We start from the raw sequence: 331 nt of genomic DNA, 5'->3' as shown, positions 1-331 counted from the left end.
GGAAGTACGGTAACGATTACGTTCCCGGATGGTACAACAGCGACAGGCACAGTAGGAGACAATGGTAGCTATGAAGTTGCGATTCCAAATGGTGTAGATCTCAAAGGCGGAGAAACGTTACAAGTGACAACAACAGATGCATCAGGCAATGAATCAACAAGCACATCAACAACAGTAGTAGATACAACGGCACCAGAAGCACCAACGGTGAACGAAGTAACGTCAGACGCAACGTCAATCACAGGAACAGGAGAACCAGGAAGTACGGTAACGATTACGTTCCCGGATGGTACAACAGCGACAGGCACAGTAGGAGACAATGGTAGCTATG

Annotated in this window: 1 protein-coding gene; it reads left to right on the top strand. The window is 47.7% G+C overall.

Annotated elements, in window-relative coordinates; genetic code table 11:
* Positions 1 to 331: Ig-like domain-containing protein (locus HHH54_RS10980; RefSeq protein WP_232796336.1), on the top strand; the 331-nt coding region annotated here is incomplete at both ends.

This window comes from Staphylococcus canis (genome assembly GCF_016238445.1).
In the GTDB taxonomy this organism is placed as follows: Bacteria; Bacillota; Bacilli; order Staphylococcales; family Staphylococcaceae; genus Staphylococcus; species Staphylococcus canis.
Note: the sequence above shows the minus strand (reverse complement) of the source record. Positions and strands in the feature narration are given on the sequence as shown.